This is a genomic window from Nocardioides sp. (genome assembly GCF_035547795.1).
GTDB lineage: Bacteria > Actinomycetota > Actinomycetes > Propionibacteriales > Nocardioidaceae > Nocardioides.
Genome location: NZ_DASZUF010000219.1, coordinates 1 through 14,494 on the forward strand (window position 1 = coordinate 1; position 14,494 = coordinate 14,494).

14 protein-coding genes and 1 riboswitch are annotated in these 14,494 nt (G+C 73.1%); of the genes, 6 read left to right on the forward strand and 8 right to left on the reverse strand.

The features are described 5' to 3' along the window. From VHA72_RS16190 to hutH, 6 genes are all read right to left on the reverse strand, one after another. Positions 1 to 823 (reverse strand): amidohydrolase family protein (locus tag VHA72_RS16190; protein ID WP_325577075.1); only part of this gene is annotated, 823 nt, incomplete at its 3' end. Then, entirely contained in the window at positions 820 to 2,136 is a 1,317-nt protein-coding gene (locus VHA72_RS16195) for a formimidoylglutamate deiminase (protein ID WP_325577077.1), read from the reverse strand. The genes VHA72_RS16190 and VHA72_RS16195, both read right to left, overlap by 4 nt. Continuing rightward, complete coding sequence (locus VHA72_RS16200; protein WP_325577079.1) at positions 2,133 to 3,314, reverse strand: allantoate amidohydrolase; 1,182 nt, start codon at positions 3,312 to 3,314, stop codon at positions 2,133 to 2,135. Before VHA72_RS16200 ends, VHA72_RS16195 begins: the two co-directional genes overlap by 4 nt. A 2-nt stretch (positions 3,315 to 3,316) precedes the next feature. Next, positions 3,317 to 4,978, reverse strand: coding sequence for a urocanate hydratase (gene hutU / locus VHA72_RS16205; protein WP_325577081.1), 1,662 nt, complete (start codon positions 4,976 to 4,978; stop codon positions 3,317 to 3,319). Continuing rightward, positions 4,975 to 6,372: a purine-cytosine permease family protein gene (locus tag VHA72_RS16210; protein ID WP_325577083.1), complete on the reverse strand. Its 1,398-nt coding sequence runs from the start codon at positions 6,370 to 6,372 to the stop codon at positions 4,975 to 4,977. Before VHA72_RS16210 ends, hutU begins: the two co-directional genes overlap by 4 nt. Continuing rightward, positions 6,369 to 7,952, reverse strand: coding sequence for a histidine ammonia-lyase (gene hutH, locus VHA72_RS16215; RefSeq protein ID WP_325577085.1), 1,584 nt, complete (start codon positions 7,950 to 7,952; stop codon positions 6,369 to 6,371). The genes VHA72_RS16210 and hutH overlap by 4 nt, the downstream gene beginning before the upstream one ends. 125 nt (positions 7,953 to 8,077) lie before the next feature. On the opposite strand from hutH, the gene VHA72_RS16220 reads away from it, so the two are divergent. Next, positions 8,078 to 8,851 carry an IclR family transcriptional regulator gene (locus VHA72_RS16220; RefSeq protein WP_325577087.1) on the forward strand — a complete coding sequence of 258 codons (774 nt, stop codon included), beginning with the start codon at positions 8,078 to 8,080 and terminating at the stop codon, positions 8,849 to 8,851. Positions 8,852 to 9,359: 508 nt separating this feature from the next. Here VHA72_RS16220 and VHA72_RS16225 read toward each other — a convergent pair. Together VHA72_RS16225 and VHA72_RS16230 are read right to left on the reverse strand one after the other, a co-directional pair. After that, positions 9,360 to 9,941, reverse strand: coding sequence for a helix-turn-helix transcriptional regulator (locus VHA72_RS16225; protein WP_325577089.1), 582 nt, complete (start codon positions 9,939 to 9,941; stop codon positions 9,360 to 9,362). Position 9,942: 1 nt separating this feature from the next. After that, positions 9,943 to 10,659, reverse strand: a complete 717-nt coding sequence (locus tag VHA72_RS16230) for a GAF and ANTAR domain-containing protein (protein WP_325577091.1) — start codon at positions 10,657 to 10,659, stop codon at positions 9,943 to 9,945. A gap of 398 nt (positions 10,660 to 11,057) precedes the next feature. Between VHA72_RS16230 and VHA72_RS16235 the strand changes: the two genes are divergently transcribed. From VHA72_RS16235 to VHA72_RS16255, 5 genes are all read left to right on the forward strand, one after another. Then, positions 11,058 to 11,405, forward strand: a complete 348-nt coding sequence (locus tag VHA72_RS16235) for a hypothetical protein (RefSeq protein ID WP_325577093.1) — start codon at positions 11,058 to 11,060, stop codon at positions 11,403 to 11,405. 41 nt (positions 11,406 to 11,446) lie between these two features. After that, a riboswitch (Fluoride riboswitch) is annotated at positions 11,447 to 11,517 on the forward strand. 21 nt (positions 11,518 to 11,538) lie between these two features. Beyond that, positions 11,539 to 12,396 carry a helix-turn-helix domain-containing protein gene (locus VHA72_RS16240; protein ID WP_325577095.1) on the forward strand — a complete coding sequence of 286 codons (858 nt, stop codon included), beginning with the start codon at positions 11,539 to 11,541 and terminating at the stop codon, positions 12,394 to 12,396. A gap of 185 nt (positions 12,397 to 12,581) precedes the next feature. Further along, positions 12,582 to 12,929 carry a putative PII-like signaling protein gene (locus VHA72_RS16245; protein ID WP_325577098.1) on the forward strand — a complete coding sequence of 116 codons (348 nt, stop codon included), beginning with the start codon at positions 12,582 to 12,584 and terminating at the stop codon, positions 12,927 to 12,929. Next, positions 12,926 to 13,294 (forward strand): putative PII-like signaling protein, encoded by a 369-nt coding sequence (locus VHA72_RS16250; RefSeq protein WP_325577100.1) that lies wholly within the window; start codon positions 12,926 to 12,928, stop codon positions 13,292 to 13,294. Before VHA72_RS16245 ends, VHA72_RS16250 begins: the two co-directional genes overlap by 4 nt. Positions 13,295 to 13,296: 2 nt before the next feature. Next, positions 13,297 to 14,494: MFS transporter (locus VHA72_RS16255; RefSeq protein ID WP_325577102.1), on the forward strand; the 1,198-nt coding region annotated here is incomplete at its 3' end.

Below are 14,494 nucleotides of genomic sequence, written 5' to 3' on the forward strand. Positions count from 1 at the left end.
ACTCCACGCCCGGCAGGAGGGTGGCGATGGTGCCCGCCTCCCGCAGTGCGTGGACGTCCTCGTCGGACAGGTGCGTGCAGTGGTCGACCGCGACCAGGCCGAGCTCGGCCGCCAGCCGGGCGCCCGGCCCCGGCCCGAGCTGGTTGGCGTGCAGCCGGCCGGCCAGGCCTGCGGCCGCTCCGGCGCGGAGCACCGTCCGCGCCTGGTCGGCGTCGAACGCGCCCCGCTCGCAGAACGCGTCGATCCAGCGGGCGTGCGGGGCGGCCGCGGCCAGCATCGGGCCGGTGACGAGGTCGACGTAGCTCGCGGGGTCCTCGGCGTACTCCGGTGGGACGACGTGCGCGCCGAGGAACGTCGTCTCGGTGGTGAACCGCCGCGCGATCCGCAGCGAACGCGCCTCGTCGGCGACCGAGAGGCCGTAGCCGGACTTGATCTCGACCGTGGTCGTGCCCTGGCGCCGCATCTCCGCGACGTGGCGGGCCACGCCCGCGGAGAGCTCGTCGTCACTAGCCGCCCGCGTCGCCGCGACGGTGGTGCGGATCCCACCGGCGGCGTAGGGCTCACCCGTCATCCGCGCCTGGAACTCGAGCGCCCGGTCCCCGGCGAAGACCAGGTGGCTGTGGCTGTCCACGAACCCGGGCAGCACCGCCCGGCCGCCCGCGTCGACGACCTCGTCGGCCACCGGCGCGCGAACCGCGTCACCGACCCAGGCCACCCTGCCCTCCTCGACGACCAGCGCCGCGTCGGTGCGGATGCCGAGCAGGTCGTCGGCGGCCGGGTCGTTGGTGACCAGCTCGCCGATGTTGGTGATGAGCAGGCTCACGGCCAGATCCTCCCGATCGTCTCGCGCAGGGCCGCCCCGATGCCGCCGTGGTCGCCGTCGAAGACGACCCGGCCGTCGACCATCACCCGCGTCACGTCGGCGGCTCCGGCGGCGAAGACGGCGGCGTGCTCGTCGTCGCCGGCCCCCGCGGTCCGCGGTGATGCGAGCTCGATGGTCACCAGGTCGGCGCGGTGCCCCACCGCGATCTCACCGGCGTCGGCGAAGCCGAGGCTGCGATGTCCCGCCGCCGAGGCGGCCGTCAGCAGTTCGGCGGCGCTCCAGTGCCCGCGCTGGTGCGAGGCCAGCCGCTCGTCCAGCTCCAGCGCCCGCATCTCCTCGAACGGGTCGATCACCGCATGGCTGTCCGAGCCGAGCGTCACCACGGCGCCCGCCTCGGTGAGCCGCCGGCTGGGCCCGATGCCGTCGCCGAGGTCGCGCTCGGTGGTCGGGCAGAACGACGCGAAGGCCCGCGCCTCCCCCAGCAGGCGGACGTCTTCCTCGGTCAGGTGGGTGGCGTGCACCGCGCTGGTCGTCGGGCCGAGCACACCGTGCTCGGCCAGCAGGCGGGTGGGCGTGAGGCCGTACGCCGCCCGGCACTCGTCGTTCTCCCGGACCTGCTCGGACAGGTGGACATGCACCGGCCCGCCGGCGGCGACCTCGGGTGCGAAGACCTTCAGCGCGGTGTCGGGCACCGCCCGCACCGAGTGGGCGGCCACGCCGATCCTGGCGGCGTCGTCCGGCCCGACCGACGCCCGCAGCGCCGCGACGCGGTCCTGCCAGGTCTCCGGCGTCCGGTCGTCGAAGCGTCGCTGCACGCCCTGCGGCGGGGCGCCGAACCCGCTGGAGAGGTAGAGCGTGTCGAGCAGCGTGATCCGGATGCCGACGTCCCCGGCGGCCGCCAGGAGCGCGCCCCCCATCGCGTTGGGGTCGGCATAGCGCGTGCCGTCGGGCTGGTGGTGCAGGTAGTGGAACTCCCCCACCGCGGTGTAGCCGGCCGCCAGCATCTCGCCGTACACCGCCCGGGCGAGCCGATAGTAGGAGTCGGGATCGAGCCGGCTCGCCACGGCGTACATCTGCTCGCGCCAGGTCCAGAACGTGCCGCCGCCGGTCTGGGTCCGGCCGCGCAGCGCCCGGTGGAAGGCGTGACTGTGGGTGTTGGCGAAGCCTGGCAGCGTGAGCCCGGGCACCCGGGCCGCGTCGGCGGCTCCCGAGTCCGGCGTCACCCGGGCGAAGCGGCCGTCCTCGATGTCCACTCGGACGGCGTCTCGGATCCGGCCCTCGACCCAGGCGTGCTGCAGCAGGTAGCCGGTCATCCGACCAGCCCGGTCAGCACGTCGGCGAGCGCCGCCACGCCGGCGAGGCAGTCCGCGACGCCGGCCGTCTCCGCCGGCGAGTGCGACACCCCCGTCGGGTTGCGGACGAACAGCATCGCCGAGCGGATGCCGGCCTCCTGCAGGACGCCGGCGTCGTGGCCGGCCTGCGTCGGCAGCACCGGCGCGCCGAGCGTGCCGGCGAGCTCGTCACGCAGGGGTACGTCGAAGGTAACCTCGCCGCTGACCGACTCGGCGGTGACCGTGACGGCGGTGCCGTCCCGGCCCGCCCGGTCGCAGGTCTGCCGCTCGATCGCGGCGACCAGGTCGGCCAGCGCCCGGTCGGACTCGGCGCGCGCGTCCAGCCAGGCGGTGACGGCGGAGGGGACCGCGTTGGTGCCGTTGGGCCGCACCTCGACCCGGCCGAACGTCGCCCGCTGCCCGGCCAGCCGGGCCTGCTTGTTGGCCGCCAGGGCGGCCGTCGCGTAGGTGAGCATCGGGTCGGCGCGGTCCTCCATTCGGGTGGTGCCGGCGTGGTCGGCCCGCCCGGTGACGTCGTACCGGAAGCGACCGTGCGGCCAGATGCCGCTGCCCACCCCGACCGCCGCGTCGCAGTCGACCAGGCCGCGGCCCTGCTCGACGTGCAGCTCGACGTAGGTGTCGACGCCGGTGAGCAGCGTGGAGGTGCCGCCCTCGATCACGTCGCCGAGCCGGACGCCGTCGCGGTCGGTGAGCTCGCGCGCGTGCTCCCATGCCGCCGCCCCGGTGGCCAGCCGGGAGCCGAGGCAGGCCCGGCCGAAGCGCGAGCCCTCCTCCTCCACGAACGCGGCCACGCCCAGCGGCCGCGTCGGTGCCACCCCGCGCTCACGCATCAAGTCGAGCGCGGCGAAGGCCGACACCACGCCCAGCGGGCCGTCGAAGGCGCCGCCGTCGAGCACGGAGTCGAGGTGCGAACCGGTGAGCACGGCACCGTCGGCTCGCGGGCCCCACCAGGCGACCAGGTTCCCGAACGGGTCCTCCTCCACCTCGAGTCCGCGCGCGGTCGCGGCCTCGCGGAACCAGTCGCGGAGCTCGAGCTCGGCGGCGAGCCACGGCTGCCGGAAGTACCCGCCCGAGGAAGCCGACCGGCCGACGGGCTCCAGGTCGTGCCACATCCGCTCGAAATCCACTGCCGCCGCCATGGTCAGCCCTCCTGCATGGGGATCCGTACACCACGCTCCGCCGCCACCTCGACGGCGCGCTCGTAGCCCGCGTCGACATGGCGGATCACGCCCATGCCCGGATCGTTGGTGAGCACCCGCTCGATCTTCTGCCCGGCCAACTCGGTGCCGTCGGCCACGCAGACCTGACCGGCGTGGATCGAGCGGCCCATGCCGACGCCGCCGCCGTGGTGGATCGAGACCCAGGTGGCACCAGAGGCGGTGTTGACCAGCGCATTGAGCAACGCCCAGTCCGCGATCGCGTCGGAGCCGTCCAGCATCCCCTCCGTCTCGCGGTACGGCGAGGCGACCGAGCCGCAGTCGAGGTGGTCGCGGCCGATCACGATCGGCGCGGACAGCTCGCCGGAGGCGACCATCTCGTTGAACCTCAGGCCGGCCAGGTGCCGCTCGCCGTACCCGAGCCAGCAGATCCGGGCGGGCAGGCCCTGGTAGTGGACGCGCTCCTGGGCCATGGTGATCCACCTACGCAGCCGCTGGTTGTCGGGGAACAGCTCCAAGATCGCCTGGTCGGTCTTGCGGATGTCCTCGGGATCGCCCGAGAGCGCCGCCCAGCGGAACGGGCCCTTGCCCTCGCAGAACAGCGGCCGGATGTAGGCCGGCACGAACCCGGGGAACTCGAACGCGCGGTCGTAGCCGCCCTTGCGCGCCTCGTCGCGGATCGAGTTGCCGTAGTCGAACACCTCCGCACCGGCGTCCTGGAACTCCACCATGGCGCGCACGTGTGCGGCCATCGAGGCCTGCGCCTCCTTGGTGAAACCGTCGGGGTCCCGCTCCGCGCGCTGGTGCCACTCCTCGAACGGCACGCCGGCGGGCAGGTAGGACAGCGGGTCGTGCGCCGAGGTCTGGTCGGTGACGATGTCGATCGGCGCCTTGCGCTCCAGCAGCGCGGGGAAGACCTCTGCGGCGTTGCCGAGCAGGCCGATGGACAGCGCGCGCTTCGCGTCCCGGGCCTCGACCGCCAGCGCCAGGGCGTGCTCGAGCGAGTCGGCCTGCACGTCGAGGTAGCGGTGCTCGATGCGGCGCTTGATCCGCGTGTCGTCGACGTCGACGCAGATCGCCACGCCGTCGTTCATGGTCACCGCCAGCGGCTGGGCACCGCCCATCCCGCCGAGACCGGCGGTCAGGGTGATGGTGCCGGCCAGGGTGCCGCCGAATCTCTTGTCGGCGACCGCCGCGAAGGTCTCGAAGGTGCCCTGCAGAATGCCCTGGGTGCCGATGTAGATCCACGAGCCGGCGGTCATCTGGCCGTACATGATCAGGCCGAGGTCCTCCAGGCGCCGGAACTCCTCCCAGTTGGCCCAGTCGCCGACCAGGTTGGAGTTGGCGATGAGCACCCGCGGCGCCCACTCGTGGGTCTTCATCACGCCGACCGGCTTGCCGCTCTGCACCAGCATGGTCTCGTCCGGCTCGAGGGCGCGCAGCGTGCGGACGAGGCCGTCGTACGCCTCCCACGACCGGGCCGCGCGACCGGTGCCGCCGTACACGACGAGATCCTCGGGGCGCTCGGCGACCTCGGGGTCGAGGTTGTTCATCAGCATTCGCAGCGGCGCCTCGGTCTGCCACGACTTCGCCGTCAGGGTGGTGCCGCGCGCGGCGTGGATCGGCAGGCGGGGGTTCTGGCTCATGGGTGCGTTCCTTCCGGGACGGCGACGATGCTGCGGTTGCGCAGCAGGAGGACATAGGCGAGGGCGGGGACGACGAAGCCGATCAGCCACGCGATGTCCGCGCCGCCGAGGTCGTCGACCCACCAGCCGACGTAGAACGTGGTGTTCATGAAGGGCAGTTGGAGCACGATGCCGAGGAGGTAGGCCGCCAGTGCGCGCACGTTGACGGCGCCGTACCCCAGCCGCGGGTCGAAGAGCGCGTCGATGTCGTAGCGCTCCTTGCGCACCCAGTAGAAGTCGGCGAGGTTGATCGCGGACCACGGGATCAGGAAGTAGGACAGGAAGAGGATGAAGTTCTCGTAGTTGCTCACGAAGTTGCCGCGACCGGCGACCGCGATCACCGTGCCGACCACGGCGACGCCGACGACGTACGCCGTCCGGGTGCCTCGGCCGAGCGGGCCGCGCCAGACCACGGTGAGCGTCGTGGTGGCGGACATGAAGGCGCCGTAGAGGTTCAGCACGTTGACCGCGATGACGCCGAGGATGGTGATGAGCAGGACGAGCCAGTCCAGGCCGTCGACGGAGAGCCCGGTCAGGAACGACACCGAGCCGCCCTCGAAGGCCTGCTCGGCGACGGCGGCCGCTGCCGCGCCGAAGCACATCAGCCAGGAGGCGCCGACCACCGAGCCGGTGTAGGTCCACCAAAACGTCGAGGCGGTCGAGGTCCGGCGCGGCAGGTAGCGCGAGTAGTCGGCGACGTACGGACCCCAGGTGAACTGCCAGGTGGCCGAGATCGAGACGACGAGCAGGAACGTGCCCCAGGAGAGGTGGCCGGCATGCCACGCGGCGCCGACGTCCTCGCGGTGGAACAGCTCGATGGTCAGATAGAGGAACAGCAGCGCGCTCAGCAGGCTCACCCAGCGCTCGTAGCGGTGGATCAGCCGGTAGCCGTACAGCGCCAGCACCGTGCAGACGACCGCCACGATGATGATCGCCGGGACCTGCGGCATGCCGGTCCACTGCGCCAGTGCCGCGCCGCCGAGCACGCCACTGCTGGCGAAGAAGCCCAGGTACATCACGATGACCAGCAGCAGCGGCAGCACCGCGCCGAAGAAGCCGAACTGCGCCCGGCTCTGGATCATCTGCGGTACGCCGAGCTTGGGGCCCTGGGCCGAGTGCAGCGCCATCGCGACGCCGCCGACGAGGTTGCCCAGCACCAACGCCACCACCGCCCACGGCAGCGACAGCCCGAGTACGACGCCCAGGGCACCGGTGACAGCGGCGGTGATCTGGGTGTTGGCCGCGAACCAGACGGTGAAGAGGCTGGCCGGATGGCCATGCCGCTCCTCGTCGGGGACGAAGTCGATCGAGCGACGCTCCACCTGGAGTGCCGCCGGCTGGTGGGTCTGTGTCATTGCAGGTCTCCGATCACGGACTCGGCGGCCGCCACGACGGCGCCGCTGGACACGAGGGTGACGGCCTCCTCGATCTCCGGGGAGAGGAAGCGGTCGGTGCCCGGCCCCGGGACGCCGCTGTCCCGCAGGAGGCGGACGACGGCGCTGGTCGCCGGGCTGGGGGTCAGCGGGGCCCGGAGGTCGAGCGCGCGGGCGGCCGTGACCAGCTCGACGGCGAGCACGCGGGCCAGGCCGTCGACCGACCGGCGCAGCTTGCGTGCGGCGGACCAGCCCATCGAGACGTGGTCCTCCTGCATCGCGCTGGACGGGATCGAGTCGACCGAGGCGGGCACGGCCAGGCGCTTGAGCTCGGAGACGATCGCCGCCTGGGTGTACTGGGCGATCATCAGGCCCGAGTCGACGCCGGGGTCGTCGGCCAGGAACGGCGGCAGCCCGTGGTTGCGTGCGGTGTCGAGGAACCGATCGGTGCGGCGCTCGGCGATCGAGGCGACGTCCGCCGCCACGATGGCCAGGAAGTCCAGGACGTAGGCGATCGGGGCGCCGTGGAAGTTGCCGTTCGACTCCACCCGGCCCAGCGGTCGGTCGCTTCGCTCCCCCGCGGCTTCGCCGACCTCCGCCAGCACGACCGGGTTGTCCACGGCCGCCGCGAGCTCCCGTCCGGCGACGGTGGCGGCGTGCGCGACGGTGTCGCGGGCCGCGCCGTGGACCTGCGGCGAGCACCGCAGCGAGTAGGCGTCCTGGACGCGGTTGCAGTCCGGGCCGCGGTGCGAGGCGACGATGCCCGAGTCGCGCAGCAGCGCGGTCAGGTTCGCCGCCGACGACGCCTGGCCGGGATGCGGCCGGATCGCCTGCAGCTCCGGCGCGAAGACCCGGTCGGTGCCCAGCTGGCCCTCGACCGACATCGCGGCGGTCACGTCGGCGACCTTGAGCAGCCCGGTCAGGTCCTCGATGGCCAGAGCCAGCATGCCCAGCATGCCGTCGGTGCCGTTGATCAGCGCGAGGCCCTCCTTCTCGGCCAGCTCGACCGGCGCCAGGCCGGCCGCGGCCAGCGCCTGGGCGGCGGGCATCACGGTGCCGTCGGCGTCGTGCACCTCTCCCTCGCCCATCAGCGCCAGCGCGCAGTGCGCCAGCGGCGCCAGGTCGCCGGAGCAGCCCAGCGAGCCGTACTCGCGCACCACCGGGGTGATGCCGGCCGAGAGGATCGCGGCCATCAGCTCCGCCGTCTCGCGGCGTACGCCGGTCCGACCGGTCGCCAGCGTCGAGAGCCGCAGCAGCATCAGCGCGCGGACGACCTCACGCTCCACGACCGGGCCGGAGCCGGCGGCGTGGGAGCGGACCAGGGAACGCTGCAGCTGGGCGCGCAGCTCGCCGGGGATGTGCCGGGTGGCGAGTGCGCCGAAGCCGGTGGAGACGCCGTACACCGGCGTGGCCGAGGCCGCGAGCGAGTCGACCACCTTCCGGGCGGCGTCGATGCCGGTGAGCGCCTCGGGGGCCAGCCGCACCGGTGCGCCCCGGCGGGCCACCGCCACGACGTCGCCGATCGAGAGCGGCCCGACGCCGACCGTGATGTGTTCAACCATGAGTCCATTGCAGACCCGGAGGGCTCGGGGCGCCAGCGTGGTCACGCGATACGTGTCTCGGATCCGAGACATTGGGCGGTCTAGCATCCGAGACGGCGAGCCGGGCGCCGTGGCACGCTGGCCGCATGAGCCACGTCCCGGCGGCCAGCCGCGCCCTTCGGGTGCTGCGCTTCCTGGCCGCCCAGGCCGACCCGGTGCCGATCGAGACGCTGATGCGGGCGTGCGACCTGCCGCGCAGCACGGCGTACCACCTGGTCAACGCCATGATCGACGAGGGCTTCGTCATTCATCTCTCCGAGGAGCGACGGTATGGACTCGGGGTGGCGGCGTTCGAGGTCGGAAGCGGCTACACCCGGCAGGCGCCGCTGCAGCGGATCGCCCGCCGGCCGCTCGCCCAACTGGTCGACCGGGTGGGACACAGCGCGCACCTCGCCGTCCTGCACGGCCGCGACGTCTTGTACGTCGTCGAGGAGCGTGCGCCGGGCCGCCCGCCGCTGGTGACCGACGTCGGCGTCCGGCTGCCGGCTCACCTGACGGCCAGCGGGCGGGCCATCATGGGCGGTCTCCCACCGGCCCAGGTCCGTGCGCTCTACCCCGACCGGGACGCGTTCACCGACCGCACCGGCCACGGCCCTCAGTCCCCCACCGCGCTGCGCGCCCTGCTGGCCGCGCAGCGCCGCCGCGGCTACGCCTTCGAGGACGGCGAGGTGACGCTCGGGATGGCGAGCATCGCGGTGCCGGTGGTCGACCACAACGGACACCCGGTCGCCGGGCTCGCCGTCACCTATCCGTCGACCGGCGAGGTAGCACCGCCCGACCCCGAGGTGGTGGCCCACTTCGCGCGGCTGCTGAGCCAGCGCCTCGGCGCGCGCACCGCGGGGCCGGACCAGCCCGGCTGATCGCGGCTGTCGCCGGACGAGGGGTGCCTCCTCGCCGGGGCGTCAGGTCGGAGAGCGGGAGGTGCCCAGCCCGGCGCGGACTAGCGCTGTCTGCGGACGTCGTCCTGGGCCGAGGTATTCCGTGGCCCTCGAGACGACCACCGGAGCCGGGCCCGGAGAGCGAGGACCGCCTGCACGAGGAAGTCGCTCCCGGTGGTTCGGTCGTAGCTGGTCGCGGCGTCGTCCAGTGCCGCCTCCACGGCCGCCCGAAGGCATGTCGAGGCGACACCGGGGCCGGCCCACTGCCGCGCCAACATGTCGAGGCGACGCCGCTCCAGGGGTGAGAGCAGACCGGCCCACGCCGGAGCGGCCGTGCGCTCCGCGCAGCCCCACCGTCGTCCCGGGCCATCGTTCATGGTGACCAGTCTCCTCATCGAGATCGGCGTCGCGCACCGTCGGCGCCTCGGTTTCACCCGTGCGGGTGAGGTGAAGACAGTCGCGCTTCACCCTCGGGTATGCCCCGCGGACGTCAGACCAGATCGTGCTCCGCGCACCAGAGCATGGCCTGCAGCCGACTCGTCACGCCCATCTTCCGATAGGCGCTGCGCAGGTGGCTCTTGACGGTGTTCATGCTGAGGAACAGCCGCTCGCTGACCTCCTGGTTGGTCAGGCCCTGGCAGACCAGCAGCATCACCTGCGCCTCCCGCCGGGACAGCGCGGTCTTGGTTCCGGTGGAGGCGAGCACCTCCCCCGCCGCCACCCGGCGTACGGCGCCGACCAGCTCGTTGCTGCTGACGTCCAGCGTCACGCACCCGGCCACGCCGAGCGCGTCGGCGAGGCCGCGTAGCGGGGACGCCGCGGCCGGCGCGAGCCCGACCACCCGATGACCTGCCGCCCGCACCAGCGTCGCGAGGTGGTCCTGGCCCAGATGGTGGACCAGCGCCAGGTCGTAGACCAGCACGTCGGCCGCGATCCGGCTGTCGGTCAGGCTGGGCATGGGTACGACGGAGATCCGCTGCGGATGATCCGACAGGATCGTCACGATGCCGCGCGCGACGATGTCCCGCCGGGTGAGCACGCTGGTACGGATCGGAACAGAGGCGACCGTCATGTCAGGAGCGGGCAGCGCCCGGCTCCCGGCCGTGGCGGCTGAGGAGCTCCTGGGCGAGGACCGAGAGACGGACGTTCAGCTCGTTCGATGTCTTGCGCAGCAGCGCGAACGCCTCCTCGTCGGTGAGCTGCTGGGTGGCCATCAGGATCCCGATCGCCTTCCCGATCTCACGGTTGCTGTCGAGAGCCTCGCGCAGGCTGCTGACGCTCTCGTTGTGCGCGGCGGCGGTGAGGGCGACCGAGGCGAACGCGGCGACGACCGCGCCCATCGTCGCCGACTCGGCGGTCAGCGCCCCGGGCTCGTCGGAGTAGAGATTGAGCGCGCCGACCTTGTGTGGCCCGTCCATGATCCGATAGCCGGCCATGCCACGCACGGGCGTCTGCTCTACCACCAACCGGGCAAGCTCGGGCCAGACCGAGTCCTTGGTGATGTCCGGGTCGAGCTCGTACCGATCCGACAGCACCGCGTCCACGCACGGGCCCTCGCCGGTCTTCCACTCCAGCTGGTCGACGAGCATCGCAACCTCGTCGGTGGCCGCCTCCCGATGCGGCTCACCGCCGGGGGCGATGGTCATCACGCAGGCGTGGTCACAGCCCGGGACAGCCGCGAGTGCCACCTCGCAGATCGTCTGGTAGATGGTGTCGAAGGTGGCTCCTCGGTAGACGAGATCCGCCAGATCGCGGAAGGCCTTCGCCGCGTCTTCGAAAGATCCAGGCATCGCCATTCGTTGCACCGCTTTCCTCGAAGGAGGACAGCCGCCGGCCGTCCTCACCGGGCGATCTGCTGTGGCCGAGGCGGCGGCAGATCGCTGGGACGGCCCGAACTCTTTGAGCCGTGCGAATTATGGCACGGCTCAGGGCGGGGCATGCGGCCGGTCCGGCCACCAGCAGGCATACCCGCTCGGGCTCTCTCCCGCTGTGGACCACCCCGGTACCCGTGTTCTGGCGGCCCCAGGCATCCTCCCGCGGACGCCGCCGTCGTCTTGAGCCGGCCCGCGCACGGCGCGATAGTGGAGGTACGGCGGTGGGGCTCGCCGCGACCGCATCCATGATGGATGCCGATGGCCTCTACATGTGTCGTGTGCATGTGTCGTCGACGCGGAGGAGGTCGCCAGCAGTGACGAGCGGGGCCAGCCACCGCCATCTGTCCGGCGTCGGCAACCGGGGCAGGGCCTTCTGGCTGCCGTACGGCGGATGGGACAACGGCCTGAGCGACGAGATGTGGGTCCCGATCGCCGAGGTGATCGGCGAGGACACCGCGACCCTGCTGCTCGCCCAGTTCCGCGACGCCGCCGTTCCGGCCTACGCCGCCCGCCTGCGCCCCCGGTTCCGGCCGGCCCGGGGCGGCGGTCCACCGCACGTCGGCATCTGGGTCGGCGCGGCGTCGTACGGCACCGCCGAGACCCTCCTCCTGGAGATCCTGCCCGGATTGGACGGCACCAGCCCCGGGCGCGTCCTGCCCTGACCCGGCCCGATCTCATTGCCCGGCCGAGGAGCCTGTCCTAGCATGCTGGCGGCGATGGAACTCGCCGGAGCGATGCTCGAACCGCCGACCGGCTGATGGTTCCTCCAGTCTGATTGCAGACGGAGGACCCGCCATGCCCGAGCGCGGCCCCACGAGCCCCGATGCCGCTGCGCTCGCCCAGCAGGCCGCGGCGCTGTACGACGAGGGCCTCTCCATCCGCCGGATCGCCGCCGAGCTCGGGCTCAGCCCGTCCCGGACGCGCCGGCTCCTGCACGGCGCGGGTGTCGCGCTGTCACCCCGCGGGCGCGGCCGGCCCCGGCCCACCACCCGGGTGCCGATCCCGCCCGAGGTCGTCGAGCAGCTGGCCACCCTCTACCTGGAACGCCGCCTGACCCGCGCCGAGGTGGCCGACCACTTCGGCGTCAGCGAGAACCGGGTCCGGGTCTGGCTGCACCACCTCGGCATCCGCACCCGCACCCGTGGCCGGGCCAACCGTGAGGACCGCGAGCGACTCGCCACCGAGCTGCTCGAGGAGCTCTACCTGCGCCGCGGCTACACCGCCGACCAGGTGGCCGAGGCGACGGGCGTGAGCCGGCGCGAGGTGCTCGACAGCCTGCACGACGCCGGCCTTCCGGTGCGGGTGCCGGTGCCCGACGGCGAGCAGCAGCACGTCCTGCTGGAGGAGCTGTACGGCGACGCCACCGTGGTGGCGACGCTACGGGCCCACCGGGTCCCGCTGGTGCCGCGGCCGGGGTTGCTGCACGAGCGGTTCCCGGTGCCGGTGCCGATCTCCGACCTGCTGCTGAAGGACCTCTACGAGGGCTGCGGGCTCTCCACGGTGCAGATGGAGCTGGTCACCGGGCAGCCGTCTGCCACCCTGCGCGAGGCGCTGAAGCGGGTCGGCATCCCACTGCGCGGCGCCGGCGGGCTCTCGCCGTTCTCCCGCCGCTGTCGGGGGCTGCCGCCGGAGCCCGGACCCGACCGACGCTGATCCGCACACGCCGGACAGGGTCTTGCGTCCGGCGCCATGGCTGAGGATAAGGTGACGACGAAGGCGGTGGGGCTCGCCGATAACCGCGACGAGGTCGCCAACAGTCCCTACCTGACGAAGGTAGGAGACGCCATGCCCCCATCCGCTTCCCGCACCGTCCCGCAGCCCTCCCTCGGGGAGGCGTCATGACGCTCGGTCCCGGCCCCGCCCTGCGGCTGACCGTCTATCTCAAGGTCAACGCACGCTGGCACCACAAGCCGGTCTACGCCGAGATCGTGCAGCGCGCCCACGCCGCTGGCCTGGCCGGGGCGAGCGTGTTCCGCGGCGACGAGGGCTTCGGCCGCTCCGAGCACATCCACACCACCCACCTGTTCTCCTTCAACGGCGACGTCCCCGCCTCGGTCGTCATCATCGACACCGAGGAGCGGATCCGCGCGTTCCTGCCGCGGATCGAGGAGATCCTCGAGGACGGCATCGTCTTCCTCGAGCCGGTCGAGGTGGTCCGGTACGTCGGCAAGGCGGGTGCCCGGTGACGCTCCGACCCGGCGCCGCCACCCGCCTGACCGTGCTGTTGCACGCGGACGCGCACTGGAACCACCACGCGCTCTCCGACGAGATCATCCAGCGCGCCCTGCGGGCCGGCCTGGCCGGGGCGAGCCGGTTCCACGGCATCGAGGGGTACGGCCACTCCGGCGTGCTGCACACCGACATCGACCCCGACATCATGAGCGGCCTGCCCTGCGAGGTCGTCATCGTCGACCCCTCCCCCGAGCGCATCCGCGACTTCCTGCCCCAGCTCGACGAGATCCTCGACCACGGGCTGGCCACCATCGACGCCGTCGACGTGGCCGCCATCCACCGGCCCGCACCGGGCGCACCGACGACCCCGGACGCCTGAGCGTGGCGTCTCACGAGACCCCGGCCCACGGGCCGGAGCCCAGGTGGCTGTCGCGCGGCGTGCTCTCGGTCGGGCTCGCCTCGCTCGGCAGCGACTCCGGCCACGAGATGACCACCAGCCTGCTGCCGACGTTCCTGGCCACCACGCTGCAGTCCGGCGCCGGAGCCCTCGGCGTCATCGAGGGTGTCTCCGACGCCCTGGTGGGGCTGACCAAGCTCGCTGGCGGGCCGCTGGCCGCGGAGCCGCGCCGTCGCGGCCGGCTCGCCTCCGGCGGCTACCTGGTCACCGCGGTCGCCACGGCGCTCATTGGCGTGGCGCCCGCGGTGTGGCAGGTGGCGGTGCTGCGGGCACTGGCCTGGACGTCACGCGGGCTACGCTCACCGGCCCGGGACGCGATGCTGATGTCGCTGGTCGACCGGTCCGCCTACGGCCGGGCTGCGGGCGTGGAGCGGGCCGGAGACAACCTCGGCGCGCTGATCGGGCCGCTGCTGGCCGCCGGGCTGGTCGGCGTCCTCGGGATCCGGCACACCTTGGTGCTGGCGTTCGTGCCCGGCGTCCTGGCGGCGATCGCCATCACCGCGGCGGCGCACGAGGCCGGCCGCGCGGTCGCCGTTCCGGCCGGGCGGCGCACGCTCAGCCTCAACCTCGGCGCGCTCCGCGAGGCCGGCTTGATCCGTGCGCTGGCCGCGCCGGCGCTCTTCGAGCTGGGCAACCTGGCCACCACGCTGCTGATCCTGCGCGCCACCGACCTGCTCCGCGCCGGCGGTCACTCCGCGACGTCGGCGACCAGCATCGCGGTGCTGCTCTACGCCGGCCACAACGCCTGTGCGGCCGTGACAGCGCCGCTCGCCGGAGCCTGGGCCGACCGGATCGGGCCGCGCGCGGTGTTCGGCGTCGGCGCCGGCGCCTACGTGGCCGGCTACCTCCTCTTCGCCCGTTCCGACCACGAGGCGTGGGTCCTGGCGCTCGCCTTCGGGCTCGCCGGGATCGGCATCGGCTGCGCGGAGACCGCCGAGTCGACCACCGTCGCCCTCGCCCTGCCCGACCGGCTGCGCGGCAACGGCTTCGGCGTCCTCGGCCTGGTGCAGTCGGTCGGCGACCTCGGCGCCACCCTCGTCGCCGGCCTGCTGTGGTCGCTCATCTCTCCGCTGGCCGCCTTCACCTACGCCGCCGGCTGGATGGCGCTCGCCGTCGTAGCCA

Bases quoted from the DNA above. Each gene is read 5' to 3' on its own strand.
- VHA72_RS16195 (WP_325577077.1), bottom strand. From the start codon at position 2,136: ATGACCGGCTACCTGCTGCAGCACGCCTGGGTCGAGGGCCGGATCCGA.
- VHA72_RS16200 (WP_325577079.1), bottom strand. From the start codon at position 3,314: ATGGCGGCGGCAGTGGATTTCGAGCGGATGTGGCACGACCTGGAGCCC.
- hutU (WP_325577081.1), bottom strand. From the start codon at position 4,978: ATGAGCCAGAACCCCCGCCTGCCGATCCACGCCGCGCGCGGCACCACC.
- VHA72_RS16210 (WP_325577083.1), bottom strand. From the start codon at position 6,372: ATGACACAGACCCACCAGCCGGCGGCACTCCAGGTGGAGCGTCGCTCG.
- hutH (WP_325577085.1), bottom strand. From the start codon at position 7,952: ATGGTTGAACACATCACGGTCGGCGTCGGGCCGCTCTCGATCGGCGAC.
- VHA72_RS16220 (WP_325577087.1), top strand. From the start codon at position 8,078: ATGAGCCACGTCCCGGCGGCCAGCCGCGCCCTTCGGGTGCTGCGCTTC.
- VHA72_RS16225 (WP_325577089.1), bottom strand. From the start codon at position 9,941: ATGACGGTCGCCTCTGTTCCGATCCGTACCAGCGTGCTCACCCGGCGG.
- VHA72_RS16230 (WP_325577091.1), bottom strand. From the start codon at position 10,659: ATGCCTGGATCTTTCGAAGACGCGGCGAAGGCCTTCCGCGATCTGGCG.
- VHA72_RS16240 (WP_325577095.1), top strand. From the start codon at position 11,539: ATGCCCGAGCGCGGCCCCACGAGCCCCGATGCCGCTGCGCTCGCCCAG.
- VHA72_RS16245 (WP_325577098.1), top strand. From the start codon at position 12,582: ATGACGCTCGGTCCCGGCCCCGCCCTGCGGCTGACCGTCTATCTCAAG.